Source organism: Vibrio sp. SCP2 (genome assembly GCF_059295395.1).
Genome location: NZ_JCAFVV010000001.1, coordinates 1,161,347 through 1,187,672, shown reverse-complemented (window position 1 = coordinate 1,187,672; position 26,326 = coordinate 1,161,347). Strand labels below are relative to the sequence as shown.

General features: G+C 45.9%; 25 protein-coding genes. 13 read left to right on the top strand and 12 right to left on the bottom strand.

The window, feature by feature from the left end:
- Positions 1–46: 46 nt before the first annotated feature.
- Together hcp and AC5O63_RS05710 are read left to right on the top strand one after the other, a co-directional pair.
- Positions 47–1,708: a hydroxylamine reductase gene (gene hcp, locus AC5O63_RS05715; protein WP_494504240.1), complete on the top strand. Its 1,662-nt coding sequence runs from the start codon at positions 47–49 to the stop codon at positions 1,706–1,708.
- A gap of 56 nt (positions 1,709–1,764) precedes the next feature.
- A complete protein-coding gene (locus AC5O63_RS05710) occupies positions 1,765–2,796 on the top strand; it encodes an FAD-binding oxidoreductase (protein ID WP_494504239.1) in 1,032 nt (343 codons plus the stop codon).
- 43 nt (positions 2,797–2,839) lie between these two features.
- Here AC5O63_RS05710 and AC5O63_RS05705 read toward each other — a convergent pair whose 3' ends face one another.
- Positions 2,840–3,736: an EamA family transporter gene (locus AC5O63_RS05705; RefSeq protein WP_494504238.1), complete on the bottom strand. Its 897-nt coding sequence runs from the start codon at positions 3,734–3,736 to the stop codon at positions 2,840–2,842.
- A gap of 97 nt (positions 3,737–3,833) precedes the next feature.
- Here AC5O63_RS05705 and AC5O63_RS05700 point away from each other — a divergent pair, with 97 nt between their 5' ends.
- On the top strand, positions 3,834–5,216 hold the full coding sequence (locus AC5O63_RS05700; protein WP_494504237.1) for an aminotransferase-like domain-containing protein: 1,383 nt from the start codon (positions 3,834–3,836) through the stop codon (positions 5,214–5,216).
- A gap of 66 nt (positions 5,217–5,282) precedes the next feature.
- On the opposite strand, the gene AC5O63_RS05695 is transcribed toward AC5O63_RS05700, so the two are convergent.
- A complete protein-coding gene (locus AC5O63_RS05695; protein ID WP_171320196.1) occupies positions 5,283–6,656 on the bottom strand; it encodes a YjiH family protein in 1,374 nt (457 codons plus the stop codon).
- A 185-nt stretch (positions 6,657–6,841) separates the two neighbouring features.
- The gene (locus AC5O63_RS05690; protein ID WP_494504236.1) at positions 6,842–7,744 is read right to left on the bottom strand and encodes a LysR family transcriptional regulator; all 903 of its coding nucleotides are present in this window, start codon (positions 7,742–7,744) and stop codon (positions 6,842–6,844) included.
- A gap of 95 nt (positions 7,745–7,839) precedes the next feature.
- Between AC5O63_RS05690 and AC5O63_RS05685 the strand changes: the two genes are divergently transcribed.
- Positions 7,840–8,799 carry a nitrilase family protein gene (locus AC5O63_RS05685; RefSeq protein WP_494504235.1) on the top strand — a complete coding sequence of 320 codons (960 nt, stop codon included), beginning with the start codon at positions 7,840–7,842 and terminating at the stop codon, positions 8,797–8,799.
- 36 nt (positions 8,800–8,835) lie between these two features.
- Here the strand turns inward: AC5O63_RS05685 and AC5O63_RS05680 are convergent, their stop codons facing one another.
- From AC5O63_RS05680 to AC5O63_RS05665, 4 genes are read right to left on the bottom strand one after another with little or no spacing between them, the layout of a single operon-like run.
- Positions 8,836–9,807, bottom strand: coding sequence for a helix-turn-helix domain-containing protein (locus AC5O63_RS05680; protein WP_494504234.1), 972 nt, complete (start codon positions 9,805–9,807; stop codon positions 8,836–8,838).
- Entirely contained in the window at positions 9,807–12,896 is a 3,090-nt protein-coding gene (locus tag AC5O63_RS05675; RefSeq protein ID WP_494504233.1) for an efflux RND transporter permease subunit, read from the bottom strand. Before AC5O63_RS05675 ends, AC5O63_RS05680 begins: the two co-directional genes overlap by 1 nt.
- Positions 12,896–14,035 carry an efflux RND transporter periplasmic adaptor subunit gene (locus tag AC5O63_RS05670; RefSeq protein WP_494504232.1) on the bottom strand — a complete coding sequence of 380 codons (1,140 nt, stop codon included), beginning with the start codon at positions 14,033–14,035 and terminating at the stop codon, positions 12,896–12,898. The genes AC5O63_RS05675 and AC5O63_RS05670 overlap by 1 nt, the downstream gene beginning before the upstream one ends.
- Entirely contained in the window at positions 14,025–14,924 is a 900-nt protein-coding gene (locus tag AC5O63_RS05665; RefSeq protein ID WP_494504231.1) for an ABC transporter six-transmembrane domain-containing protein, read from the bottom strand. The genes AC5O63_RS05670 and AC5O63_RS05665 overlap by 11 nt, the downstream gene beginning before the upstream one ends.
- Before the next feature lie 182 nt (positions 14,925–15,106).
- Here AC5O63_RS05665 and AC5O63_RS05660 point away from each other — a divergent pair, with 182 nt between their 5' ends.
- From AC5O63_RS05660 to AC5O63_RS05635, 6 genes are all read left to right on the top strand, one after another.
- Entirely contained in the window at positions 15,107–15,646 is a 540-nt protein-coding gene (locus AC5O63_RS05660) for a hypothetical protein (protein WP_494504230.1), read from the top strand.
- A 16-nt stretch (positions 15,647–15,662) separates the two neighbouring features.
- Entirely contained in the window at positions 15,663–16,553 is an 891-nt protein-coding gene (locus AC5O63_RS05655; protein WP_494504229.1) for a sterol desaturase family protein, read from the top strand.
- 7 nt (positions 16,554–16,560) lie between these two features.
- Positions 16,561–17,235: a response regulator transcription factor gene (locus AC5O63_RS05650; protein WP_494504228.1), complete on the top strand. Its 675-nt coding sequence runs from the start codon at positions 16,561–16,563 to the stop codon at positions 17,233–17,235.
- Entirely contained in the window at positions 17,236–18,531 is a 1,296-nt protein-coding gene (locus AC5O63_RS05645) for a sensor histidine kinase (protein WP_494504227.1), read from the top strand.
- A 63-nt stretch (positions 18,532–18,594) separates the two neighbouring features.
- On the top strand, positions 18,595–18,747 hold the full coding sequence (locus AC5O63_RS05640) for a hypothetical protein (RefSeq protein ID WP_004743893.1): 153 nt from the start codon (positions 18,595–18,597) through the stop codon (positions 18,745–18,747).
- Positions 18,748–18,885: 138 nt separating this feature from the next.
- Positions 18,886–20,718 (top strand): MFS transporter, encoded by a 1,833-nt coding sequence (locus AC5O63_RS05635; protein WP_494504226.1) that lies wholly within the window; start codon positions 18,886–18,888, stop codon positions 20,716–20,718.
- A 9-nt stretch (positions 20,719–20,727) separates the two neighbouring features.
- Here AC5O63_RS05635 and AC5O63_RS05630 read toward each other — a convergent pair whose 3' ends face one another.
- The 3 genes from AC5O63_RS05630 to AC5O63_RS05620 are packed head-to-tail and all read right to left on the bottom strand — an operon-like array spanning position 20,728 to position 22,826.
- Positions 20,728–21,726, bottom strand: coding sequence for a succinylglutamate desuccinylase/aspartoacylase family protein (locus tag AC5O63_RS05630; protein ID WP_494504225.1), 999 nt, complete (start codon positions 21,724–21,726; stop codon positions 20,728–20,730).
- Positions 21,727–21,759: 33 nt separating this feature from the next.
- Entirely contained in the window at positions 21,760–22,188 is a 429-nt protein-coding gene (locus AC5O63_RS05625; RefSeq protein WP_494504224.1) for a MarR family winged helix-turn-helix transcriptional regulator, read from the bottom strand.
- Positions 22,189–22,202: 14 nt separating this feature from the next.
- Positions 22,203–22,826 carry a cytochrome b/b6 domain-containing protein gene (locus AC5O63_RS05620; protein WP_494504223.1) on the bottom strand — a complete coding sequence of 208 codons (624 nt, stop codon included), beginning with the start codon at positions 22,824–22,826 and terminating at the stop codon, positions 22,203–22,205.
- Between the two features lie 147 nt (positions 22,827–22,973).
- On the opposite strand from AC5O63_RS05620, the gene AC5O63_RS05615 reads away from it, so the two are divergent.
- Genes AC5O63_RS05615 through AC5O63_RS05605 form a run of 3 tightly spaced genes read left to right on the top strand, consistent with a single transcriptional unit; the run spans position 22,974 to position 24,639 of the window.
- Positions 22,974–23,405, top strand: coding sequence for a c-type cytochrome (locus tag AC5O63_RS05615; RefSeq protein ID WP_494504222.1), 432 nt, complete (start codon positions 22,974–22,976; stop codon positions 23,403–23,405).
- Positions 23,406–23,451: 46 nt separating this feature from the next.
- Positions 23,452–24,117, top strand: coding sequence for a PH domain-containing protein (locus AC5O63_RS05610; protein WP_494504221.1), 666 nt, complete (start codon positions 23,452–23,454; stop codon positions 24,115–24,117).
- 30 nt (positions 24,118–24,147) lie between these two features.
- Positions 24,148–24,639 carry an enoyl-CoA hydratase gene (locus AC5O63_RS05605; RefSeq protein WP_494504220.1) on the top strand — a complete coding sequence of 164 codons (492 nt, stop codon included), beginning with the start codon at positions 24,148–24,150 and terminating at the stop codon, positions 24,637–24,639.
- 32 nt (positions 24,640–24,671) lie between these two features.
- Here the strand turns inward: AC5O63_RS05605 and AC5O63_RS05600 are convergent, their stop codons facing one another.
- Positions 24,672–25,577, bottom strand: coding sequence for a DMT family transporter (locus AC5O63_RS05600; RefSeq protein WP_004749152.1), 906 nt, complete (start codon positions 25,575–25,577; stop codon positions 24,672–24,674).
- 1 nt (position 25,578) lies between these two features.
- Positions 25,579–26,322, bottom strand: coding sequence for a 2OG-Fe dioxygenase family protein (locus AC5O63_RS05595; RefSeq protein ID WP_494504219.1), 744 nt, complete (start codon positions 26,320–26,322; stop codon positions 25,579–25,581).
- Between the last annotated feature and the right edge of the window lie 4 nt (positions 26,323–26,326).

Below are 26,326 nucleotides of genomic sequence, written 5' to 3'. Positions count from 1 at the left end.
AATGGCGGACGGTTCCGCTAACAATTATCACGACTGGAGACGCGCAATGTTCTGTATTCAATGTGAACAGACTATTCAAACCCCTACTGTAAAGGGCTGCTCATTTGCACAAGGTATGTGTGGCAAAACTTCTGAAGTTTCTGATTTACAAGACGTATTAGTCTACACCCTACAAGGTGTATCTTACTGGGCTGAGCAAGCGCGAAAATTCGATATCATCGATACTGAAATCGACCAGTGGGCACCAAAAGCTTTCTTTTCTACGCTGACCAACGTTAACTTCGATCCAGAGCGCATTCTTGAGCTTGCGTCAGTGGCAGCGCAATACAAAGCTCGCTTAAAAGAGCAAACGCTCGCGGCAGCTAAATTGGGTGATATCGAGTTAGATGAAGCACCATCTGTCGCCCACTTTGAGCTTCCGGCAAGTGCGGAAGATATTCTTGCTCACGCGCCACTTGTTGCGGTTAACCGCGGCTACCAACATCTGAGTGAAGATGTAATTGGTCTGCGCCTACTTTGCTTATATGGCTTAAAAGGTGCAGCAGCCTATATGGAACACGCACGCGTACTAGAGCAAACCAACACGGATATTTATGCCGAGTACCACCAAATCATGGCGTGGCTTGGGACTGATCCAGAAGATTTAAACGCTCTGTTAGAGTGTTCGATGCAGATCGGTCTAATGAACTACAAAGTGATGGAGATGCTAGACGCAGGCGAAACCGCGACGTTTGGCCATCCTACTCCTACTGCCGTTAACGTTAAGACAGTAAAAGGCAAAGCGATTCTAGTGTCTGGTCATGACCTACATGATCTAGAAAAGATCCTGCAACAAACTGAAGGTAAGGGCATTAATGTCTACACCAATGGTGAAATGCTGCCTGCACACGGCTACCCAGAGCTAAACAAGTATCCTCATTTGGTCGGTAACTACGGCAGCGCATGGCAAAACCAGCAAAAAGAGTTTGCTAACTTCCCTGGTGCGATTGTGATGACATCGAACTGTTTGTTGAATCCAAATGTTGGCCAATACGCCGATCGCCTATTTACTCGTAGCATTGTTGGCTGGCCGGGTGTTGCGCATATCGAAGGTGATGATTTCAGCCAAGTGATTGAGTGCGCTCTAGCTCAAGACGGTTTCCAACATGATGAAATCGAACAGATGATCACGGTTGGCTTCGGTCGCAATGCACTAATGGAAGCAACGCCAGCGGTGGTTGAGCAAGTGAAGGAAGGCAACATCAAGCACTTCTTCTTAGTGGGTGGTTGTGATGGTGATAAGTCTGAGCGTAGTTACTACACAGATTTCACCGCAGCAGCACCAGAAGACAGCGTTATCCTGACTCTGGCTTGTGGTAAATTCCGCTTCAACAAGAATCAGTTTGGTGACATCAACGGTATCCCACGCCTACTCGATGTGGGTCAATGTAATGATGCTTACTCAGCAATCCAACTAGCACTAGCGCTGTCTAAAGAGTTCGACTGTGATATCAATGAGCTTCCGCTAACTCTCGTTCTATCTTGGTTTGAACAAAAAGCGATTGTTATCTTACTTACCCTGTTCGCTTTAGGTGTGAAAGGTATCTACACAGGTCCAACTGCACCTGCGTTCTTGACCGACAACCTACTGGCAATCATCCAAGAGAAATTCGACATGCGCAGTATCGGTAATGTTGAAGACGATCTAAAAACCATCTTAGCTGCTTAATCCTCGCCAATTTGCCTAGCTCTAATTGGAGCTAGGCACTTTTTTAAGAGAAAACTATGACAAGTGAATGGCAAAACAACCTGCCAACAACTTTACGCTGCGTAGAGAAGTGGCAAGAAACCCCAGATACCGTGAGCATAACGCTGGCCCCTATAGGCGATGAAAATATCGCTTTCGAATTTAAGCCCGGCCAGTTTGTCTCACTCGGTTTTGAGATGGAGGGTAAAGTTGAATATAGAGCCTATTCTATTAGCTCTGTGCCTAACGAACCTCTGTTAAAGCTGACTATCAAGCGCGTTGAGGGAGGCTTAATCTCAAACCACATTGTCGATACCTTCGCCCCGGGTGATACTGTGTTAGCCCTTGCGCCTACGGGTCCATTTAACAGTGTCGATTGCGCGCCAAAAGAGAAAGTCGTTATGCTTAGCGCAGGTTGCGGTATTACCCCTGTAATGTCGATGACAAAGACCTGGTTAGCTGATGAAAAAGATATCGACATCGTCTTTATTCATATGGCTAAAAGCGCTCAGCAAACCATCTATTTTGATGAGCTAGAGTCAATGGACAGCATTCACAGCCACTTCCACTTTAAGTTGCTGCTAAAAGACAACATCGGGACGCGTCATCCGCAAGGTCGCCTAGATAAGGCGTGGCTACAAACCCTATGTCCTGACATCGCACAGCGCACCGTTTATCTATGCGGGCCAACTCAGTTTATGCAGGATATGGAGTCTCACTCACTCGCACTCGGAGTTGAACCTCAAGCGTTTCATCAGGAAAGCTTCACTCCAATCGAAACCCATCAAGAGCCATCTGCTGGCGGTGTGGTTCAATTTGAAGTGCCTGCTTTTGGTGTCACTGCTGAAGTAGAACAAGGTGCGACACTTGCCGATGTTCTAGAAGACAATGGTGTACCCATCATCATCGCTTGTCGCAGCGGTATGTGTGGTTCTTGCAAATGCAAAGTGACTAAAGGGGAAGTGTCTCGTACTAGCACCGAGACTCTGACTGAACAAGACTTAGCGGAAGGTTATACGCTCGCTTGCTCTAGCCAGATTCAGAGCGACGTTGAAGTCGAATTGATGTAATTGTACACATTCCGAGTAAGTCTTCACTTACTCGGAATCCTATCTATCGTGCTAGCTTACCAAACGCTTTAGTCGGGCTCTTTTGCATCGATGCAGGCTTAACGATTAACCCAATCCCAACCAAAAACAGTCCAGAGGCAATGATCTGTGCCATCGACAGCACCTCATCATACATAAAGTATCCACTCACTAAAGCAAACACTGGAACTAGTAACGTCAGTGGCGCAGTGGTACTTAACGGGTACTTAATCAGCATAAGATTCCACACCCAGTAACCAAACAGAGTGTTTGGATACGCCTGAAAAACCACGGCTATCGTCGTGTTCCAATCCCACTGTTCAAACGCCTGCCAGATGATCGCTTCACCATGCAGAGACACGGCAAATAGAACAAGTGGCAGTGGCGAAAATAGCATTCCCCACACATTGAACGCGAATGCCTGTGTCGTCTTCGACGCTTTAACAATGACTCCCATCAAGGTCCAAGAGCACGCCGCGATCATAATCAATGCAACACCCTTCAAGGTGACATTCCCGGTCGTCGCTGAAACCAGTACCGCTAAGGCACACATCGCTAATGCCGCCCCAACAATTTTTCGCAGCGGTGCTTGCTCTTTAAAAATCCAAATCCCGACGGCCATGCCGATAAGTACATTGGTTGACAATAGAACGGAAGACATTCCAGACGAAAGTCCTGCAGTGATAGACCAAGAGGCCATTCCCCACACACCGACCCCAAACACAATGCCGTAGCCAATTAGGTAACGCCACGCGACATTTGGCCGAGCAATAAAGAAGATCGCAGGAATCACCGCGAGCGCAAAACGTGCTGCTGTTGCCAATAAGGGGTGAACATTGGTTACCCCCATTTTGATCATCGAGAAGTTAAATCCCCATATAGCCATGACAAGCACGGCGAGCAATAAGTCATTTCTTTTCATATTCGTCCCTCTTATGTTTTGCCACAGTATCCCTTGAGCGATAAATCATATACAGATACAATTTTTCAAATAAAAACCAGTACAGTTCAGGGACAGAATGAGTATCTACCAACAGCTAGCGAATCAATTTATTCAAGAGATAGAAGACGGTAAAAGAGTCGAAGGGGGTAGAATGCCTTCGCTTAGGCAGCTAGCCAAACAGCAATCCGTCAGCATGTCTACAGTGGTCAGTTGCTATCAAGAGCTCGAATCGCAGGGTTGGATTCACTCTAGGCCACAAGCGGGTTACTTTGTTTCACCTCGCAAGCCAGTGCACTCAACGCCAGATTGGGCTCAATTTGAAAGTAAGGTCTCTCACGTCATCAGAAGTTCACCAACCCACAGTGCGAAAAGTGGTCCATTGGGCGTGTCGAGCACCACGGCGGATGAACAGTCTGTGATTGAGCTGGAACGCAGCTTTCGCCGCGCACTGAAACGGATGGGAGACAGGCTCAATCACTATCCCGATATTCAAGGCGAGCCTTTACTGCGCAGCGCTTTATCCACCCACTTTGCCAAGCTCGACTTACATTTCAATCCTGATCAGATCGTCGTTACCGCGGGGTGTATGTCTTCAATCAAAGCAGCACTAGAATCCTGCACCAAACAAGGCGACACCATCGCGATAAGCTCTCCATGCTTTAATGGTATTTTAGAACTGCTAGGCAAGATGTCGCGCAAGATCATTGAGATCCCTTCTTTGGATGATGGTATCGACCTTGAACAACTTGAAGCGCATCTCAAGCACAGACGTGTCGATGGAGCGATATTTTGCACCTCGCATATGAATCCACAAGGCATCAATATGTCGGCTAACCAGAAACAAAAACTAGCCCAGCTCGCCAATGATTACCGCATCCCGGTGATCGAAGACGATGTCTATATGGAGCTCTCCTACTCTTCCCATACACCCTTACCGGCTAAATATTATGATAAGGAGGGTTATGTCTTATGGTGTGGCTCTGTCTCAAAAAGCCTTTCACCCAGTTACCGTTTGGGCTGGTGTCTTCCGGGAAGATACCTAGATACGTACAAGACCCAATTTGCATCGGCAAGTTATGGCGTTGCCCTGCCAACCCAACTCGCTGTAGCGGATTTTATCGAATCAGGTCAGTACGCCAAGCATGTAAAGAGAAGGCGCACCCAATTACTTAGCTTGCGGCAGCAATACCTTGAATACCTTACTCAGCATTTACCGCGTGACGTGAAAATCAGTCACCCACAAGGCGGCATGGTGCTATGGCTACAAATACCCAACTTGGACCAAGGTGCCCTCGCGCAAAGTGTCGAACAGCATCAACTCGATGTCCGGCTTGGTCACCTATTTACCACGCTCGACCTGTATAACGAATGCATTCGAATCAATATGGGCTATCCACTACAAGGGCAAGCGAAACAGGATCTAGACTTGCTCATCAAACTCATAAAGCAAGCGTGTTAACAGACAAAGAAAAAGCCCGACAAACAGCTATTTGTCGGGCTTTTAGGAATGAACAGTTCAGTTCGATTAGAAGATCGCGTGTGCCACTAGAACAATAATCGGAAGCGTCACTAACGTACGTAGTAGGAAAATTGCCACCAATTCTAGGAAGTTAATTGGCACCTTACTGCTTAAGATCACCGAACCTGTTTCTGACATGAAAATCAGCTGAGTAACAGACAGCGCTGCAACAACAAACTTGGTTAAGTCCGCATTCACAGATGACGCCGCGATGATTGAAGGAACGTACATATCAGTGAAGCCCACTAGCATAGTTTCTGCCGCCGCCGCTGCTTCTGGTACATTAAGCAGCTCTAGTAGAGGTACAAACGGAGCACCCAACATTGAGAATAATGGCGTCGCTTCTGCAACCACTAGGCCTAGTGTACCAATCGCCATAACAACAGGGAGGACACCAAACACCATATCTAGCGCATTATGCACGCCTTCTTTAGCCACAGAGCCTAAGCTTTTTACTTTGTCGGCACGTTTAAGGGCTAGCTCCATACCAAAGCCTAGAGTCGATTTACCAGCTGGAACCAGTTCATCATCTCGATTCGGCGCACTACCATCAATGTAGAGATCTTTCTTGTAAGATAGCGGTGGCAGGAATTGAATCACCATCGCCGCGGCAACGCCAGACAAACAGATCGCAAAGTAAAACGGTACAAAGTAGTTCGCTAATCCAACTTGAGTCAGTACCACAAGCGAGAATGAAATACCCACTGGCGAGAACATAGTTGCAACCACCGCTGCTTCACGCGCTGTGTATTTTTTATCTTCATACTGCTTGCTGGTTAAGATAACACCGACCGTACCGTCGCCTAACCATGAAGACATACAGTCAATCGCCGCTCTACCCGGTAGACGGAAAACAGGGCGCATAAACTTACTCAGTAACGTACCCAACAGCTCTAGCAGACCAAAGTTAAGCAGCAGCGGAAGTAATAATCCCGCAAGGAAGAAAGTCACCAATAGTGATGGAAGTAAGTCATTTAAAACTAGACCACCCGTGTTACCGTTCCAGATGATCTCTGGCCCGATTTGATGCAACGCCAGTAGCGTAAATAACGCACCTAACGAACGAATCACCAGCCAAGTTGGCGTCAAAATGAAAAGTCTTGTAAGCAGATAAGATTGCGTAACAAAAGTTGGCTTTAAAAGACTTGCAGCAAGTGATGCAAACGCTGAAAAACAGATTACGCCCGTGACTGTCGGTAAAATCGCATCCCCTAGCAGCACTTTAACCCCTTTCGCCATTAAAGCCAGTGGGAAGGTAAAGTTACCGTCGTATGTTAGCGGAGCAAGGAAAAAGAATAATCCTAGCAATGATGGAATCGCAAACATCAGCAGATTCCGGTTAGTTTTGTGGTTCTCTTCAACGAGAAGTGTATCGCTCATCTGACTACTCCCTAGATGACTACAATTTCACTTAAAGTGAATAAATCTTCAATATGAGCGATTATATATCCTAAAAAATCCAACACAAGCTAAAATTGCAATTTTATTCACCATTAATAAATAAAAAATCAAACTTAACATCTATAACAATAACTAAACAACAAAACATAACACTAGAGAATACTTCACGACTTACTGAGAGTATCTGGTGTCCCTCCTCGCGAGTTTAGCTCTGTCACTAACTCAACAAAATTATCTAGCAGTGCATTGGGCGAATGCGGTAACCACACCAAACCGATTGGCCACTGGGCATAGTCCCCCTTCAATGGAATAAAACGCACATATGGATTGCTTATCGCTTGAGCGCTTTGAGGAACGATAGTAAACCCCAGTCGAGCAGAGACTAATGCGAGTAGTGTTAAGATGTCGTCCGCTTCTTGGGCAATGGTTAACTCCAGTTGATTGGCTGCGAGATAGCACCCTATTTGTCGGCTGAGCCCTGGGCCTCGATTGGTCGCCAATTTTAAATAGTTATGCCGAACTAATGAATGCCAAAGCTCTTGCTCGTCAATGTCTTCATCTCGATGAATGGCGACCACCAATTGATCATCAAACAGAGGTAAGGTTTTGAACTGACTATCGCTCGGAATGCGATTGAAGCTTACATCTAGCTCACCACTTTGCAGTTGGTCTAGTTGGGTTTGGGAAGGAATGTCGTTCAGCACAATATTGACGTCGGGATAGCGCTGCTTGAATGCGGCCACAAAACGAGGCGCCTCATGGTAGGTCGAAACTCCAAAGCCGATTTTCAAACTTCCGTACAACCCAGATGATACTCGCTGCGACAGGGTGTCGAACTGCTCAAATTGACGCAGTAGGCGTTGAGCCTCGGGTAACAGCGACTGTCCTGCTGCGGTCAAACGCGCCCCATGGCGACCACGCTCAAACAGTGGAGCACCCACTTTGCTTTCTAAACGTTGAATTTTCTTGGTAATGGCAGGTTGCGTGAGAAACAGTCTCTCCGATGCCAACCGGTAGTTTTGGCTCTCAGCCAAAATACAGAACGCTTTAATTAACTCAACTTCCATTCCTAACCCTTATTGAATAGAGAATTTGTTTCATTATATGGAATGAAATAATTTTCTTAAACTCGCAACCAGTTTTTACCAAGTAAGGAATCTCCGTGGAAAAGTTACGTGTCGCATCCGTTCAATTTAATCATCACCCTGGGGATAAAGCGTACAACCTTGCTGTGATTGAGCGCTATGTAAAAAGCGCTCAAAAGCAAGGGGTTGAGCTTATCTGCTTCCCAGAAATGTGTATTTCAGGCTACTGGCATGTTTCTAAACTGAGCAGAGAGCAAATCGTTAAACTGGCTGAACCTATTCCGGCAGGCAATTCTAGCCAGCAGATTTTGTCACTTTCCAAGCAAACGGGGATCAACATTGGCGTTGGGCTGATTGAAATTGATGAGCAAGGCTGTCTCTACAATACCTTTATCCTAGCGATGCCAAACGGCAACATCACCAAGCACCGAAAACTGCATACCTTTGTCAGCCCGCACATGAGTAGCGGCGACCAATACACAGTGGTCGAAACCCCGCAAGGTTGGCGAGTTGGCATATTGATCTGTTGGGATAACAACTTAGTTGAGAACGTAAGGATGACAGCACTCAAGGGCGCAGACGTACTGCTTGCCCCGCATCAAACAGGAGGTTGCCACTCACGTAGTCCGAACGCGATGGGAAGGATCGACCCGCAGCTTTGGCTTAATCGACATAAAGACCCAGAAGCTATTCGAACTGAAATGCAGGGACGAAAAGGACGCGCTTGGCTAATGCGTTGGCTGCCTGCCCGAGCGCACGACAATGGGCTGTTTCTAATCTTTAGCAATGGTGTTGGCGTTGATATGGATGAAGTAAGAACAGGCAATGCGATGATCTTAAACCCTTACGGTGAAACTCTGGTTGAAACTGACGCAATAGACAACGCGATGATCATTGCCGACCTTGATCCCAACGAGCTTGATATGTGCACAGGTAGGCGTTGGATAAGGGGGCGCAGACCAGAACTTTATCGTGAACTTGCCCATCGACAAGGCTATGAGCTTGACCCTTATCATGCCCGGTTTAACGATAAATAGTTCACCACTATCTGACCTTAGAGCTAGCCTCTAAGGTCACTTAACGATGGGGATCTGAAAAGAGAAAGTGACACCGCCCACTTCTGTCAGCTCTATATAACGTATCATTTCGACAAAAAAGCCGTCTTCATCAATCTCAAGATTCTTCTTCAGAGCAATATCGAACAAAGCTTCAAGCGCGGCACTGTAACCAGCGTCAGAGACGAGGTAAACATCACTACATAAGTAGTAACCTTCCGGCAGAGTAAAATCATACTTTTGTTCTTCAACTTGCCAGTCGCCAATATAGGTATCGATTTGATCCCAGCTTTGCTCTAGTTGGTTAACCGGGGTTGCCCCCATCAAACGAACCGATTTCTCACCATAGGTTTCCATCACGCTGTCCCAGTCTGGGTCAACCATGGACAGCTTTTTCATCCCCCGTTTCGGATACCAGATCAGCTCTGTCGGCATAGACTGAGCCAATTCGTTTTCTAAAGGGATATCTTTCCCCGGATGGCCGAGTTGACGGATAAATGCAGCAGATTCTCGCGGCGTTAATTCACAACCCATTTTACGTACTTGTTTAGCCGTCACACCGAGCTCTCGCTTAAGCGCTTTACCCAGAGCTTGAGAAGAAGAAAACCCACAATATTGAGCAATCTCTGTCACGCTCCAAGGATCATTGTTCATCAGTAAGCTAACCGACACCTGCAACCTTAAGCGACTTAAGTATTGCCCGGGCGTCTCGTTAAACAGCTCGGTAAATTGGCGGTGAAAGTGATAGGGAGAAATCGCACTGGCCGTCGCGATTTGCTCCCAAGTTCTGTGCTCATCAAGTTCTTTATGCATTAAATACAAGGCGTGTGAAAATCGCTTGCGCAGATGCTCAGGCAGCGGCTCCAGCAAGGCTATCTCGGGAACCAACAAGAAAGGCTGCTTTTCATTTTCTGCCATTGCACTCGGTCCTTTTAGATCAATAAAATCACTATCGCCCGCTTGCTCGCTTAAATCAAATACCTTACTCATTACACCGCATCCATCACCAGTTGTTCTTCCATCGGTTTTGCCTGCTTACGACTAGTCAGTCCGAGTAGTATCGGTATCAATAATAAAGTAACCGCTGTAGCAAATAACTCGCCAAACACCAATGATACTGCGGCAGGTTTAAGGTATTGGGCTTGTTCTGCCGTCTCACTCAACAATGGCAGCAAGCCGCAAACCGTCGTAATCGTGGTCAAGAAAATAGCTCTCAGGCGACTCGTACCTGCCGTCACCAATGCTTGTTTAAGAGGCATGCCATTACGGTATTCATGATTGAAACGAGTAATCAAAACCAATGAATCGTTAATCACTATCCCTGTCATCGCCATCATGCCGAACATAGATAACAGACTGATAGGTAAACCCATAATGTAGTGACCGAATATCGCCCCAGCAAAACCAAAAGGAATCACAGCCATAATGATAAACGGTTGCCAATAAGACTTAAGAGGAACCGCTAACAAGATGTAAATCAACAAGATGGTCAGAATCATTGCCGATTTAAATCCATCGGAGACTTCACTGATCTCCTCAAACTCTCCCCCCGCTTTTATTTTCACTCCGGGGTATTGAAGTTCAAGTTGTTCAATCCGCTGTGTCAGTTGAGTCATAGTCTGCTCGGGAGCTTGTATATCTCGATTTTGCTTCCAGTAGAGATTCACCACCTGCTCTCGATTTCTACGATACAAGATTTGAGGTTGCTGCTCATGCTGAAACTCAGCGATATCGCCTAACAGAACGGTTTTTCCGCCTGCTAACATTACCTGTGATTGCTCTAACTGCGCCAAGGTCTTACGCGCATCCCTTGGGTATTTAAGCAATACTTTCGTTTCTTGGCCTTGTTCTAAAAGACGGTGAATTTCACGCTCGCCATATGCTTCACCCGCCAGTTTGGCCAACTTGTCCTGCGTTAGGCCAAGCTGGTGACCAAACTCATTAAGCACCAAGCGAACCTGTGGCTGACCCCCTTTACCATCATCGAAGACATCGGCAACACCCGGTAGCACTGACAAGGTATCACCCAGTTCAATCGCCACGCGTTTTGCTAACTCTCTATCGCGGGATGATATAGAAATAAACGTGCCACCAGCTGGCGCTTCTGCAGCACTAAACTCAACAGAGTAAGCCCCTTCAATCGCGCCGACTTGTTGTCGCCAACTGTCAGTCAATAGGTTGCCAGGGAGTATGCTAAGAGACTCGCTCGTTAACTCTGCCGTTACCTCAATCTCGCCATATCCATCAGACCATGCTAACAGGTTAACGACTGGTGGTTTGCTAAGTGAGTAATCGGCTTGAAGCTGTTGCTCGACAGTGAGCATCGACTGCTCAATCTTATCCAATGCTTGCTTTTGCAAAGGTAGCGGAGCGCCATCTTCCAACGCCACTTTAGCGGTAATGTAACGCCCTGGAATTTCAGGAAAAATCGCACTGCGGATTGTTCCAGTCGACCACATTCCGTAGGCCAACACGATCATGGCAACAAAGCCCATCAAGCTAGCAAGTTTGTACTCCAGTACTGCCTCTAGCGCAGGTTTATAAACACGTTGATTAAACCAAGTCAGCCCGCCTTGTGCAGTGGATTGAATCTTAGCAATTATCCCCTTTCCTCGCTTATGCGTAGAAAGCTGCGCCAAATGCGATGGCAGAATGAACTTACTTTCAATCAAAGAGAAAATTAGGGCGAAAATCACCACTGCCGAAAAACCAGCCAGTATTTTGGCAAAGTCATTATTGATCCACAGCATAGGAGAGAACGCGGCTATGGTGGTCAAGACGCCAAAGGCAGTCGCCACAGACACAGAGTGGACACCGTGCCACGCCGCTTCTTTACCACTCTTATATTGAGAGCGCTTTTCATGAATGGCTTCACCGACAACAACGGCATCATCGACCAAAATACCCAGCACTAAGATGAAGCCAAATAGCGTGATATCGTTGATGCTGTAATTGGCTATTTGCATTGCACCTAACGTACCTGCTAGTGCAACTGGAATCCCTACCGCGACCCAAAAAGCCAGTTTAAGCTCTAAAAAGATTCCCAGTAAAACAACGACAATCAATAGACCTTGCCATGCATTATCCCCGAGTCGAAATAGCTGCTCCTCGATATAAGGCGCCATATCAGCCATAACATTGAGCTCGATATCGTTAGGTAGAATTCGCTGTTGCTCAGCTAACGTCTCTTCAATCGCTGAGCTCACTTTAAGTAGATTATCGGTTTGGCTAGTGCTGACCAACAAAGCAATGGCATTAGAACCATTGTTTCTTACGATTGCACCGCTTGATTCGTAATCTCTAGTAAGTGTGGCTATATCACCTAAATAAACCGTACCTGATGGCCTAGACACCACCACCAGTTGCTTAAGTTTCTGTAAGTCATCGGCGTAACCGTCACCACGAATCACCATTCTTCCTTTATCACTGACTAACTCGCCAGTTCGTGACTCCAGTGACATTTGGTTAATCGTGTTAGCAAGATCGTCTAAGGTCATGCCGAGCTTTTTTAACTCATCAGGACGAGGCTCAATAATCAGCTGAGGAGCACGTGAGCCCCAGTTACTAACTTTTGAGATCCGTGGATTGCTCTTTAATGCTTGCTCGACTTGACGCGCAATTGGCTGAAGCTGCTCATCACTGCGGTCACCCGACACCACGACGAAAGCCGCTAAATTGGTAAACTCATTGCGCACCACTTGTGGTCTTTCTGCTTGAGCAGGGAAGCCATTGATGGCATTGACGCGATTGCGTACGTCATCCAAGAGTTTGTTCAAATCCGTGCTACTGGTTTTGCGCACCACAACACTCGACTGACCCGCGCTAGATTGACTGGTGATCTGCTTGATTCCCGCAATACCGCTGATGGACTCTTCGATACGCTGGGTGATGCTTTCGTCTATTTGCTTAGCGCTTCCTCCGGGGTAAGCCACTGTAATAGATATAGAAGATGGAGCAATCTGCGGAAATGACTCAACCCGCAACTGTCCAAATGCCATCACGCCACTTGCGATGATGGCTAGCATCAGCAAGTTAGCGCCGACAGAGTTGTTAATAAACCACTTGGTTAACCAGCTCATTATTCACTCCTCAATTTGGCCGTCATTTCAGTCATGCTGTGAGGTGCCATTTGCTTACCAACCAACATCGAAATCAAAGGATAAACCACCACTCGACGAGACTGTTCACTCTGCTTGTTAAAACGAACGAACACTTGGTCTTGCTGTTGACCAACCAGCGTTACCCACTCTTTCTGTAATCTATCTTGGTTATCTAAAGTCCAAACAAAGCCATCACGTGTTAAGGCGCTAAGCGGCAAGGTCGCAATGTTCTGCTGATTACCTAAACTCACCTCAACTTTAACTTGCTGATTAGGAAGCAATTTTTCCTTTTCTGCATAAGGCTCGCTTACTGCTAACACAACCTGACGTTGACGAGTGTTGGCATCGGCCTGAGGGGCAACATAGCGAACCTTAGCAGGCCAATGCTGCCCTGCTCTGTTTGATACCGATATTTCTGGTTTGCTCAGCGCACCTTGTACTTTCTGCCAGTGGAGATCTGAGACGGGCAGTGCCACATCAACTGAATCGCTCGCCGCTAACTCAAACAGCACTTGTCCTGACTCTAACCACTCGCCCGGGCTAATCATGCGTCGTAATATAATCGCGTCAAATGGCGCCACTATATTGGCTTCACTCAGCAGCTTGTTGGCGCTCTGCAGCGCTTGTTGTGCTCTGTCTAACTCCGCTTTCGCTGCCGCCACTTGCGGCTCTCTGCGTGCAAAAGGTGAGCTGGATTTAGCTGATAACATTTTCAAAGCCACTGTCTGTTCGTGTTTCGCCTGCTTGAGATTAAGCTCAGCTTGCGTTACTTGGCTTTTCGCTTGCGCCAAATTTGACGCTAACGCACTGGTCTCTAGCTTGGCGAGAATATCCCCTTTCGCCACCGTCACCCCCGGCTCTAATTGAGAATCTAACCAAGCGAGTTGAGCGGTGCTCGATGCTTTGAGTTGAATCGGCCACCTTGCTGCTGTGGTGGCAAGTAAAGTCAAAGACGATTCATGTGCTTGCGGCGTCACCTCAACAATTGAAACCGGTGCTTTCAGCTCCGCCTTCTCTTTAATCGGAGTCGGCTGTGGCTCTAAGTAGTCAACCATAACCAAGGCAGCGAAAATTGCGCTTACGCCTAACGCGACAGCTAAGATAGATTTAACCTTCATAAGAAATCTCCTGTTGGTTAGGGGTTTCGGCCTCAGCCTTTGATGAAACATTGAGACGTTGAGTGATTTCAGCCAAACGCGATAATGTCTGTAGTGTCACTGGTAACACAACGGCGACTTCAACGAACTCAAGTGAATAAGTTACGATCGAAAAGATCTGCCCTACACTAGGTTCGACCAAGGCGCTCACCATCCACAGGTTGGCTAAAACCGCGCTCAGTAAGACGATAAAAATCAATCCATAAGCGATGGCTTCGGTATCTGACAGTTTAATTTCGCAGTTTTTAAGCCGTTTGAAATGCCCGCGAATGTTGGCAAACTTACCGCTATTAAGCGCTGTTACTTGCTGTTCTAGCTGATCGTTTAGCGCACCATTTAAGCGAGTGAAAGTGCCATGAAACAGGGCGTAGATAATCAAGATGCCGATACCCGAGGCCAAGACACTCAGAGCAAGATAGAAGTGGAAAGCAGCTAGGATAACAACGGTAGCAACAAGCTGTACCACTGCCGTCATTAACGCCGGCAAATCATCTTCTAAGAAGTCCACCAGCTCACGAGACATGGTTAAGCGTGCACTACGTACTGATACTGGTGCGTGTTTTAAGTTTCGCTCAACCAACCTGGCTAACTTAAAACGAATCTGACCATAAACGCGAGTATCATAAAAACGGCGCAATACACTGACGACCACAACGGCTAGCAGCAGCAGGGCGAAGTGAATCAAGGGTTGCATGTCATGATTTAATACACCATCAATCGCGTAGCCTATCGCGAGTGGCAGTAATATCAGCATTACGTTTTCCACCAGCACCATGAACCAAGTAAGCGCTACTTTGAAGGGCTCTAAGCCAATGGTGGATCTAAGTGTTACTTGGAAACAGTCAGACATCATTATTCCTGTGAATGAATTTGGCGTTAGTATTGCCAATTCATCTCAAGAAAAAGTGTCCCAGATTGCTGTTTTGATCATTTGAGTATCGATAACCTTTTGTTAACGCCTACCCACTTACACTCCTACCATAATCAATAAATCACACTTAGGTATGTGTTTAACCTAGGTATGGAGTCAGCATGAAATTATTCGCATCCATCGCCACCACCGCCTTAATTACTGGCTCAATCTGGGGGCTTGTCTTAGCTCAGCCTGCCGTTGCCGAGGATGCCAGTAGCGCAACACCGTCAGCAGCACCCGTTGTCGATAAAAAGCCCAACAACTACTTGCGCGGCGTCACTCAGACCATCGCATTACAAGGCGTGCCAAACTTATGGGATAAGTTCTACGCCAGAATCGATGAGGCTAACCCTCTACCTCAGAAGGTCGATTACATCGTCGTGTTGTATCAAGCATTTAATGCAGATTTCTCTGAAGCAGAGGTGACGATTGGTTACCCGACCACAGCGGGCGCAATCGCAAGTGACCTGAGCAAATTACCAGACATAGCCGATGCAAAACTTCTGCTCAAGGAAGGAAAGCACAATGAGGCTGAGCTGACAGAGGCATGGCAGAAAATAGACTTTGCTAAAAAGCCTTATGCGGTGGTGGAAACTCACTACCTCAACCAACATGGCTTACCTGAAGCGAGCCAAATGTCCGTCTACTATAAGCAATAGGGTAAAGGAGATAACTATGTTTGAGTCTATGTCTCAAGTGTTCTCGGAAAGCACCATCATATTTACCGAAAGCTGGGTGGATGATAATTTTCTGCTTATTGCGGTCGCTATCTTCTTATTCGAACTTATCCGCTATGCGTTTAAAAAGAAGCTTAGCTGGAACATGATAGGAGATAGTGCGACTAACTTTGTCACGCTATTTTTCCTACTGATTACACTGTTTGTTGTCGGTCTAGCTTATGTGGGCGCGTTTGTTTTTGCCTACGAAAACTTTAGCCTTACTCAGCTGCCGATCACAGGTTGGACAATTCTTGGCTGTTTGATTCTTGCAGATTTAGCTTACTACTGGGAGCACCGATTTTTACACAGCAATGGAATCGCTTGGGGAACGCACTCCGTTCACCATAGCTCGCCCTACTTCAATATATCGGTGGCATACAGATTTGGACCTTTGGACTGGTTTTTCCCGTTCTTTTTCCATTTGCCTTTGATTTTACTCGGCTTCAATCCGTTTGTTGTTTTGATGTGTGAAACCTTCGTTCAGTTGTTTCAAACCCTTCTTCATACTGAAGCGGTGCGAAAGTTTCCTCGTCCAATTGAAGCGATATTCAATACGCCGTCGCATCACAGGGTTCACCATGCAACCAATAAACAGTACCTCGATAAGAATTATGCCGGAATATTGATCATTTGGGATCGCATGTTTGGTACCTTTGCCCGCGAAGAGGAAGAAGTAAAATATGGCGTTTACCCACGGATTAACTCCGTCAATCCATTTAAAGTATACTTCAATGGATATATGAAGCTTTTCAGCCAGATATGGCATGCGCCGGAGTGGAGCGTCAAGTTCAAACTACTGGTTAAACCGCCTATCTGGGCTTGGCAGCAAGAACAAAAAAGGAAGTAAAGGTTCAATGACGATTAGTGCCCTGTTAATTGAAGACGATAAAGATCTCGCCGAAGCAATCAGCGATTACATGGAGCTAGACGGAGTCGAATTTGACTTTGCCTACAACGGATTATCAGGGCTTAACCTAGCGTTAAGTAACAACTACGATATCATTCTTACCGACCTAAACATGCCTAAAATGGATGGCATTGATGTCTGCCAATCCTTGCGAGATAAAGGGGTCAGTACGCCAATCTTGATGCTCACCGCCCGAGATACCTTAGACGATAAGTTGACTGGCTTTGCCGCAGGTTCTGATGATTATCTGGTCAAGCCATTTGCCATGGAAGAACTCAAGGTTCGCGTACTCGCACTGGTACGCAGAGCTAAAGGGGCAGTGACCTCACTTTCAGTTGGCGATCTCAAAGTCGACCTCGATCAGCACCAAGTGAGTCGTGCAGGTCAAGCAATTAAGCTTCCTCCTGTGTGCTGGAAGATGTTGGTATGTCTGATTCAAAATAGCCCCAACGTTGTCAGTAAATCCAAGCTAGAAGAAGAAGTATGGGGGGATGAACTACCTAATGCTGACAGCTTGAAAGTGCATTTGTTTAAGCTAAGACAAGCGATAGATGCGCCCTTCGAAAACAAGCTGATTCATACCCTCCACGGCGTAGGCATTGCGATCAGAGAGGAAGAGTAAGTGAAGCGCGTTAGTATTAAGCGAGATATCTATCTTTACTTGTTTGGCTTGGTGATCAGTTTAACCGCTATCTATGGGTTGATGATCAGCCAAAGTTACCAGATTGGTCTTAATGAATCGGCTAAATATGGCTTTCTCTATGAGCTGAAGCTGGCTGAGACTGAGTTTCTCGCTACTGGCAAGGTCCCTCAATCTCAAAGCAGCACCCTGCAGGTTTACTCAGACTTCAATCAAATCCCAGCAAAGTTTCTGCAACAGTTCGATTGGGAGACGTTTGAAAACGATGTGATTTACGAAGACTATATCGCCAATGCCAGTGGCGGTTATGGTGAGTACCTTTACGCTGCTCTTCACTATGTCAAAGCGAAAAACAGCTATTTGTACGTCGTCTCACAATATGACGAGGCTGTCTATACCGAGCTGCTTAGCCAGAGTCCACCGGAATCCGTCAGCAAATTTAACTCCGCTTTCTTGATCGTCGGCGCTTTGCTGCTGTTCGTTTTTCTTCTGATTCGTTTACTGATTCATAGGCTCACCAAGCCGATCATTACCTTGTCTCAATGGTCACAGACTCTCAATTTACAAGAGACCAACAAGCTAGAGACGTTTCGCTATACCGAGGTCGATCTTTTGGCAAAGCAGCTTATAGAGAGCGTTAAACAACAGCGAGAGGCAATTGAAAGGGAGGAGTTCTTTCTCCGCGCCGCTAGCCACGAGTTAAGAACCCCCGTATCCATTATTTCTGCCAGTGGTGAGATGTTAACCCGCCTTTCAGATTCGATGACCAAAGGCGGCCAACGTGCGGTCGCTAGGATCAATCGCTCCGTCGTAACGATGCAAAACCTTATTACCACCCTACTTTGGATGAGCAGAAACCAACTTGATGATCTCGAAATTAAAGAGGTCGATTTAGAGCAATTGGTACAGACTATCTTAGCCAACCATCAATACCTGCAAGATGGAAAACAGGTGGCAATCAAAGTGAGTGCATGCCCCTCCAATTCACCAGTAATACTGCCAAGCATCTTGGTTGAAATTGTCCTAACAAATCTTATCCGCAACGCTTTACAGCATACTAAGCAAGGGGCAATAAATATCGAACTCTCGGGCTCTGATGTTCAAGTCACTAATTCATTGGAAGACTCGGAATCAAGTAGCTCTGAAGTTTCATTTGGTATCGGCCTCATTCTAATCGAGCGATTATGTCGCCACCAAGAATGGAAGTTTGAATATCATCAAGAGACAGAGTTTATCGCCAGTGTGAGTTTTCAATCAGGTAACTCACAATCAGAGTGATAACCAAATCTTAACCCCCATTCACCTAAACTTACTCGTATAGTGAATTTTAGGAGTCAATTAATGGGTACTTGGATTTTAGAAACTCTACTTTGGGCAATTGTCACCGTTGCTGTCTGTGTCGCAATTTGGGGCTTCAACCTACCCAATATTCTCATCGCATTGGGTATTTCCGTCGGGGTTTCTCTACTGTTAGGAAATAGCTGGCGAAGCTAAGTAAACTTCCCCTACCTATCGAGCAATTTTTCATTCACGTTTCTCTCCTTTTTGAATAGCACACTTACAACACATTTACGCTACAAGCCATTTACAAAGCTCTTGTAAATGGCTCTTTTTTACCTTTAAATCAAAGCTATGACTTTAACGGCGACGCTAAGACCACTCACCCTACTTTTTATCAGCTCGTTTTTGCTGATGAGCAGTCATGGCTTAAGTGGCATCCTCCTTCCTGTGAAACTAGCCGATGAGCAAGTCGGAGTGCAATCAATTGGTTTTGTACTTTCGATGTACTCGGTCGGATTTCTGCTTGGCGCGATTATTGGTAAGCGAGTACTGCGCCAAATTGGCTTAGTTAGAACTTTTGCCATGTGCGGCAGTTTAGGTGCTAGTGCCATCTTAATCATGGGGCTTAGCTCGGAAATTTGGCTTTGGGCCATAATGCGTGCTGTGATGGGGTTTTGTATCGCTTGTGCTACCGCAACACTAGATACATGGTTCAACAGCGTGTCGACCGAGTCTAATCGTGGCAAGATCTTAGCCGTCAACCAGGTGGTGATCTTGAGTGCGATAACCTTGGGTCAATTTGGCTTAGCTCTCGCGCCGCCGAGTGAAACCACGTTGTTTATTCTATGTGGGGTGCTTTTTAGTATTTCGGTCTCACCTGTTGTGTTCGTTTCTCACTTTGAGCCACAAATAGAGCAGACCGAATCGATTCCGCTCAGAGAAATCTATACTTTGTCACCACTGGGTTTTATGACCTGTTTTGTGTGTGGCATTCTCTATTCAACCATCGCGAACATGCTACCTGTCTATGCTGATGGTCAAGGAATTACTGGCTTCCAGTTGTCTGTTTTCATGGGTGCAGCGACAGCGGGCGGTATCCTTCTCCAACTGCCAATGGGCTATTTATCCGATAAGTTCGAACGGCGTAAAGTTATCTTATCTGGGTGCTTTGTTCTTGCTATCGTCAGTTTCGCGTTACCCGTTTCAATGCAGTATCAATGGCAATTAGCACCGCTCATCTTGGTTGCACTGACTATGGGATTAATCGCCTGTTTATATCCACTCAGTATTTCAGAAACCTTTGATAGAGCGCTCAAAGCTCAGTTAGTTCCCGTCTTGTCAGGCCTACTGTGTATCTATGCGATCGGCTCAGTCATTGGCCCTTATACAGCGGCACTTATCATGGAGCGCTTTAATGGTAGTGCTCTATTTGGCTTTTTAATATTTGTCGATCTTGGCTTGATTGTCTTTACCATCTACCGAATGTCGGTCAGACAAGCACTCCCTGTGGAAGAGCAAGAAAGCTTCGTTATGCATACTCCAGCGTCAATCCATGAAGAGCTTGATCCACGTACTGAGTACCAAGACTATTCACTCTATGTTGATGAAGCTTGGGAACAGGTAGAGTCGTTAGCCAAGGACCACCCAAGCAAGGCAATTGCATTGATACGTGGACTATCAAACAAAAACCCAGAGTGGGCCGCTTCTTTAGCAGAGAAAGCCGCCCAACTAGATAACATAGATACAGTGGTGCTGTTTCGCTCTCTTACCCTGACCAACCCAGACTTGTCGATTGAGATCGCGAAAAAGCTCGCAGAGTCAGAGCATGAACAGGTCGATGAGATTGTTGAATGGCTGATTGAAAAAGAACCTGAGAATACCATGCAGATCTTGGTAGCCATCAGTGATGCCATGGAAGAACAACCAAACAACTTGGTTGAAACACTCGCAGAACAATCTCCAGAGAAGTTGGCCGAATTCAGTCAGGAATTGGTCGCCAATATGGTTGAAACCAACCAAAATCTAAGGCTGGCGGACCGAGAGGAAAGTGATATTAATGAATCGGTCGAAGAGTTTATTAGTACGATTGCGGAATCCGCTCCCGAGCAAGTAGAAGAGATTACTCAGCTAGTTGAGCAATCTATACAAGAACACGAAGAGCAGATCAACCCTGACACACCATAGTTGTCGGGGTTACTTTATCAATCGAACCACTAGCGAACCCGGTGCACGAACCGATTCCACGTTATGGCTGATCACGGTTCCGCTTGTAGGTGAGTAGTAGGTTTGGATCTCATCACCAAAGCTATTGTATTGCGTAGCAAGTTTTTGCCCCTGTTCGACATTTTCCAACAACTCAACATGACAAATCACAAAGCCACCTTGCTCTGCCCTCACACTGGTGATGGTATTTCCCTCAACGCATTGCTCTTGTGTCGTCTGTACCTCTCCAGCAAGCATCTCGTAAGAGCGCAGTACATTCAAAACACCCAGCGTTGCTCTATCAACCATCTCTAAATCGGTATAACGGCCCACACCGACTTCAATAGTAATGGAAGGAATATCGGCGCGATTGTAAACCGTTTCAAGAATTCCAGGGTCACCGGGGTCATTGAGAATCACATCAGGGTTGATCAGCCTCGCCATCCGAATCGCATCGTCAATTCGGTAATCGGCAAACGCATAAAGTGGATACGCACTACCGCTGGTTTGAGAGTGGAGATCAATCGCAAGATCAGCATTGGGCTTGAGCAGATTCTCCCATAAGCTATAGGCATAGCGACTGGCATCATCGCCATTAGGGCTACCTGGGAATATACGATTAAGGTTCGCAGATGAACTGTCTGGCGCAGCAGAGTGAAAATCGCGACTGTGGCGAGCAATGCCTGATAAATTAACCGCCGGAACGATAGTAACGCAGCCGGAAATCGCTTTGCGCTCTAGCTCTCGGGCAAGCTTTTGCGCGGTTAAAATACCATTTTGCTCATCGCCATGTACACCCGCCGTTATCACAATGCGTTTTCCGGGCTTAACCCCTTTAAACACTCTAACAGGCAATGTTTGCGGATGACCAATCGCGTCCGTTGCCACCGCAAACCAGAATTTATGCTCTCCCGCCTCAAGCGCGTTGACGTCTAGCGCTTGAATAGTTGGGTACATAGGCACAATACATTCATTGAGTGGCTTGGTCATTCTATTCTCCATCTGCATAAAACCTCTAGCAAGTTACACTTGGGCAACCAATTTTTGCAATAAACGAATCAGCTCATCACGCTCTTTTGGATCAAGTGCACTGAGGATTTTTTGATTAATCCCTAAAGGAATGGGGATGAGTTGCTCTCTAAGCGCACGCCCTTCATCCGTCAGGTAAATTCGAAAAGAACGGCGGCTGTTGGGATCCGCTTGTCTTTCAACCAGCCCGAGATTTTCAAGTTTATCGAGTGTTCTAGTTGTGGTTGAGTTTTCCACCTTAGATTTCTGCGCAATCTCGCGTTGGGTCACGCCCTCTTCTTCCCATAAACACATCAACGTTGGCCACAGAGCAATCGTCAGGCCATGTTTTTTTAGTTCCGTATCAAATGTTTTCGCGGCGTCATTAGCCACAACATTAATCAGCCAACCAAAACTACGTTGTCTATCGAATTCTTCACTCATTTACAACTTACTCACTATGAGAATGCAACTATTGCCATGGTAACTGATGTTGCTACAACTAGCACTAATAATGCGCGCCATTGAGAGACTAGCAATACACTCCCTGATTGATTTAAAAAGGTTTGCTTACCGGTTACCATTGCCCAAGTCAGTGGTTTGGAGCGTAACTTGTAAAACACAATTGCACCAACATGCAAAGCCACTAATGCAGGTAGGAGGTTTGCCAACAGTAAGTGCGCAGTTTCAAGCAAAGAGAACACTGAATCCGTTAGCCAAACTTCAGCATGCGGCAAATTATCAAGCAATCCCGCCAAGGCCATTCCTGAAATACATTGAACAAGTAAAGCGCAAAGCAAGGTTAGCACCATCCATCCTCCCGCTGGGTTATGGCCTGGTCGCGATGACTCCCTACCCAATAGGTAGTTGAATACACTCTTTGGTGAACGCAAAAACTGCCTAAAACGACTCGTTTCACTGCCAACAAATCCCCAAACTATCCGCCATATGATCAAGGTCGTAATAGCTAAACCCAACTGGACGTGCGGACCATTACCGGAAAAACCACTCGCCAATAGCGCCATAAAAAGTCCTGCTTGAGCCCAATGATATAGGCGTGTTGATAGATCCCATACTTTCATTTGATACCTCTTCAATTGTTTGGTTGTTTATTTTATTTGCATTAATTTACACAGCAATAGTTGCAATTGCAACTATTGCTGTGTAAATTAAACACCAACAACACGCCATGATCGAAAATGATCAAACGATAAGAAGAGACGACCAATATGAACAAAGTCATGATCAGCCTATTGTGCTCAACCCCATTACTGGTGAACGCGCAAGACTACTCGCAACAAATTGAACAAAGGCAACAAGCTTTTGAACAAGTAGAAACATTAGTTAAGAGTGCGAATCGCACCATAGATGGTTCAAATACGGAGTGGGACAAGCTTGGCTCTACCAGTTCACAGTTAAAAAACCATAGCCAAAGCCTATTAGCTCTGTTTCCAACTGGCAGCCAACAAGGCAGTAAAGCGAAAGAGAGTGTATGGAGCAAACCCGAGAAATTTAATCAACTGTTGCTGCAAATGGATAAAGGCTTTGAACAGCTTTATCAGGCTAGTCAGCAACAAAACCTATCCCTTGCTGAGTCTAGCTTAGACTCCGCGCAAAAAACCTGTAAAAGCTGCCACCGAAGCTACCGCTCGCGCTGGTAATCAACCACAAACAATAACTTATCCAAATTACATAGAGGAACATGACATGAAAGCATTAACTACCGCAGCACTCATCACATCACTTTTCGCTTCAACTTTTACAATCGCGGCAGACTTCGGTGTCTCGCTCGAATGGAACACCGACAATGCAGAAGAAGTTCTTAACACCATGCCAGAGCAAAAAGCAGCCTTTGGCAAACTCGTGGAACAAGGTGAAATTAAAGATATGTTCGTGTCTCGTAGCCAGATTGATGACCGCTCAGTACAGATGCTGCGCTTTGTTATCGAAGCCGACAGTCCAGAGCAAGTAGAACAAAAACTGAAGGATTTACCGCTGTATAAAAAAGAGTTGGTCAAAATAGCAAATATTCAGCCAATGGGCTCAAAATGGTTAGATAACACACCGGTTTACAACAACTATGGAGTAACAATTACATGGAAAAAAGGGATAGAAGCACTAGAGATGGATCGTGTACTAGGCATCGACTTGCAACGTGTCATCAGTCTAAATCAGGCGGGGCTCGTCACGTCCTCTTACCTAGATACACAAGAGCTTAACGACGGAATTGTACGTCCAATTTACTCAGTTGCCTTTCTTGCTAAAGACGCACAACATGCTCAAGAGTTGAGTAAACAGTTTGAAGCCGTGATGCTTGGCTACGCGACAATTCAGGTTCAGCACTTGGGCCACAAGCTTGATTTAAAACGCTAAATCAGTGATTTAAATCCAGCGATTCCATATATGAAAATTAAATTTATTAATTTTATCAACGAATTAGGAACTATCATGTATGTGGGAGGGATTCTTTCTCACATCGTGATTGGTACAACACTAGGCCATGAAAGCCCGATAACGGCTTATCATGTGGGAATATATAAGGAGTTAAGTGCATATATTCTAATACTACCTGGGCTAGGGCTGAAGGTGCTTGCAGACCTGTACCTTTACCGCCAATTCGATTACAAGCCAAATTGGTTAAGAATAAAACTATTACTTTTAAGTTTTCTCGCAGTCAACGCGTTTGTATTCTTAGTCCCAATGATGCCGGAAATGGTCGAACTAGCTAAAGCTTCACTCAACAAAGATACTCTCGATCCAGAGTATTTTGAGAAAGCTAAAATCGAGCAGCTTATAGGTATGTCTAACGCTATACCGTTATTCTTAGAGTTAGTGCTTGGTTCCTTCAAACCTAAGTTGTTTGGTGAACGCCCCAAGCCAACATTCACTGATTGACGTAGAAAGTCGGGTCTTTATTGACCCGATCTTTAACTCTCTTTCGTTGAGGTGACAATAACACTAAACAGAATCAGTGCCCCACCAACCACCTGTAACAGACTCAATGACTCCTGCAGCCACACCATAGCGAATATCGCACCAAATAATGGCTCGCTGCCCATCAGCAAAGAAACCCGTGTCGGTGACGTTCTGCGCACCGCATAGTTTTGAACATAGAAGGCAAACAAAGTACAAAACAACACAAGGTAAGCCACTGTAATCCAAAACTCTGTACTGGTTGGGATTACAAATTCAGATGCAGGTAAGTACGCCATAGCAGCGAATATCGCAACACCCGCGACCACGAGCGATTGGAGTGACGTAAGCGTACTTGTGGTAATTTCTTTTCCTTCGGTAAAACGCTTAGTTAGCGTCACCATTAAGGCTCTGAGCAATGCCGCCCCTAGGATAAAATAGTCACCTGTATTGAGTGACAATTCGATACCTTGGTTACTGGTTAGCAACAAGACGCCCACTACACTGCACAAAGTTAAACCCCATAAGGTATTGCTGACTCGTTTCTTATTGATTATCAACTCGGCGAAGGCCGTCAGTATCACTGATAAGCTAATCAAAAACGCCGCATTTGATGCTGAGGTTTGAGAAACCCCGAACACTTCGCAGAAAAAAATCGCCGATAGGATAAAACCGGTCGGTATGGCAATCTTCCAGTCTTTATTGAGCCCGCGGCGAAAGTCTCGAATCACTACAGGTAGCATACATAGAAAAGTGATCGAGAAACGAATCGAAATGAAAACTAAAACGCTAGTGTAAACAAGAGCACTCTTGGTCAGTCCATAACTTGTGCCCCAAAAAACTGCGACGAGTAGCAACAATGATTCGGTTAACGGAAACTTAAAACTTCCTTTTTTTAATTGACCCGTAGCCGTTGTCATCTTATTCCTCCATTTTTGTAAAAGCGATAACGAGTACATCCCTGTACGCGCATTTATCTATACTGTTTGGTGTGATGGCGGTCACCTCATGCATGGTTTTTTCATCATTGGCTAACACCACATCAAATGTTTTATCCAGCGTCAGGGATTCCAAAGTATTGCCCTTGTCGTCTGTGATCGTAGTTTCACCGCCAGACACATTGATCTTATTGATCATCAGTGACGCAATATAGGTCACGCCGTCACGATGCAAACCTTCTGGAGTTGGCTCACCTTGTTCAGCTTCATCAGCGATGATTCGATAGGGGTGTAAGCGAATGTTCCAATCCGTTGCTTGTCCTTCTGCCAAGTCATACACGTCACTTAATAACAGCAACAATCTCTCTAGAATTGGGGATGTGACAAAACGATCCGTTAAAGGCTCAAAATGACGCTCAATGTCACCATTCAATGAGTTGATATAAGAAGGCTGCACATAAGGCTCATGGGGCAGCATTGAAATCTGCTTACCACCTTTTGCTTTTAAGAACTGACCATAACGTCGATAACGATACGCCCCACCATCTGCCATATAGCGATCACGCTCTAGGTGGTTCCAGCAGTTTTTAAATCGAATCACCTCATCTACATTGGTTGTCAGCAGATTGGTCATCTGCTTACCACTGACAAAAACATAACTATTTTGACTGAGTATCTGAGCAATAACCGATGCATGACGCTCGATAGGCTTTTTCACCGTTTCCATATAG